Here is a 2,307-nt window from a genome sequence, read left to right as displayed (position 1 = left end):
TCTTTCGTCTTCACCACCACAATTCGGCGTCTGACGCTCAAATTGCTTGGGTGTTATATGGTCAAGCCTCACGGGCAATTAGTATTGGTTAGCTCAACGCCTCACAGCGCTTACACACCCAACCTATCAACGTCGTAGTCTTCGACGGCCCTTCAGGGGATTCAAGATCCCAGTGAGATCTCATCTTGAGGCAAGTTTCCCGCTTAGATGCTTTCAGCGGTTATCTCTTCCGAACATAGCTACCCGGCAATGCCACTGGCGTGACAACCGGAACACCAGAGGTTCGTCCACTCCGGTCCTCTCGTACTAGGAGCAGCCCCTCTCAAATCTCAAACGTCCACGGCAGATAGGGACCGAACTGTCTCACGACGTTCTAAACCCAGCTCGCGTACCACTTTAAATGGCGAACAGCCATACCCTTGGGACCGGCTTCAGCCCCAGGATGTGATGAGCCGACATCGAGGTGCCAAACACCGCCGTCGATATGAACTCTTGGGCGGTATCAGCCTGTTATCCCCGGAGTACCTTTTATCCGTTGAGCGATGGCCCTTCCATACAGAACCACCGGATCACTAAGACCTACTTTCGTACCTGCTCGACGTGTCTGTCTCGCAGTCAAGCGCGCTTTTGCCTTTATACTCTACGACCGATTTCCGACCGGTCTGAGCGCACCTTCGTACTCCTCCGTTACTCTTTGGGAGGAGACCGCCCCAGTCAAACTACCCACCATACACTGTCCTCGATCCGGATCACGGACCTGAGTTAGAACCTCAAGGTTGCCAGGGTGGTATTTCAAGGATGGCTCCATGAGAACTGGCGTCCCCACTTCAAAGCCTCCCACCTATCCTACACAAGCAAGCTCAAAGTCCAGTGCAAAGCTATAGTAAAGGTTCACGGGGTCTTTCCGTCTAGCCGCGGATACACTGCATCTTCACAGCGATTTCAATTTCACTGAGTCTCGGGTGGAGACAGCGCCGCCATCGTTACGCCATTCGTGCAGGTCGGAACTTACCCGACAAGGAATTTCGCTACCTTAGGACCGTTATAGTTACGGCCGCCGTTTACCGGGGCTTCGATCAAGAGCTTCGCTTGCGCTAACCCCATCAATTAACCTTCCGGCACCGGGCAGGCGTCACACCCTATACGTCCACTTTCGTGTTTGCAGAGTGCTGTGTTTTTAATAAACAGTCGCAGCGGCCTGGTATCTTCGACCGGCATGAGCTTACGGAGCAAGTCCTTCACCCTCGCCGGCGCACCTTCTCCCGAAGTTACGGTGCCATTTTGCCTAGTTCCTTCACCCGAGTTCTCTCAAGCGCCTTGGTATTCTCTACCCGACCACCTGTGTCGGTTTGGGGTACGGTTCCCGGTTATCTGAAGCTTAGGAGCTTTTCTTGGAAGCATGGCATCAACCACTTCGTCGCCTAAAGGCAACTCGTCATCAGCTCTCGGCCTTGAAATCCCGGATTTGCCTAAGATTTCAGCCTACCACCTTAAACTTGGACAACCAACGCCAAGCTGGCCTAGCCTTCTCCGTCCCTCCATCGCAATAACCGGAAGTACAGGAATATTAACCTGTTTTCCATCGACTACGCTTTTCAGCCTCGCCTTAGGGACCGACTAACCCTGCGTCGATTAACGTTGCGCAGGAAACCTTGGTCTTTCGGCGTGCGAGTTTTTCACTCGCATTGTCGTTACTCATGTCAGCATTCGCACTTCTGATACCTCCAGCAAGCTTCTCAACTCACCTTCACAGGCTTACAGAACGCTCCTCTACCGCATCACCAAAGGTGATACCCGTAGCTTCGGTGCATGGTTTGAGCCCCGTTACATCTTCCGCGCAGGCCGACTCGACTAGTGAGCTATTACGCTTTCTTTAAAGGGTGGCTGCTTCTAAGCCAACCTCCTAGCTGTCTAAGCCTTCCCACATCGTTTCCCACTTAACCATGACTTTGGGACCTTAGCTGACGGTCTGGGTTGTTTCCCTTTTCACGACGGACGTTAGCACCCGCCGTGTGTCTCCCATGCTCGGCACTTGCTGGTATTCGGAGTTTGCATCGGTTTGGTAAGTCGGGATGACCCCCTAGCCGAAACAGTGCTCTACCCCCAGCAGTGATACATGAGGCGCTACCTAAATAGCTTTCGAGGAGAACCAGCTATCTCCGAGCTTGATTAGCCTTTCACTCCGATCCACAGGTCATCCGCTAACTTTTCAACGGTAGTCGGTTCGGTCCTCCAGTCAGTGTTACCTAACCTTCAACCTGCCCATGGATAGATCGCCCGGTTTCGGGTCTATACCCAGCGACTAAA

1 rRNA gene (cut by a window edge) is annotated in these 2,307 nt (G+C 53.0%); it reads right to left on the bottom strand.

The features are described 5' to 3' along the window. Positions 1 to 57: 57 nt before the first annotated feature. A 23S ribosomal RNA gene (locus tag P0Y43_RS23035) occupies positions 58 to 2,307 on the bottom strand; it runs 642 nt beyond the window's last position.

The organism is Pseudomonas entomophila (assembly GCF_029193575.1).
Lineage (GTDB): Bacteria > Pseudomonadota > Gammaproteobacteria > Pseudomonadales > Pseudomonadaceae > Aquipseudomonas > Aquipseudomonas entomophila_G.
The sequence above is the reverse complement of the archived record's forward strand: the minus strand, read 5'-3'. Positions and strand labels throughout refer to the sequence as shown.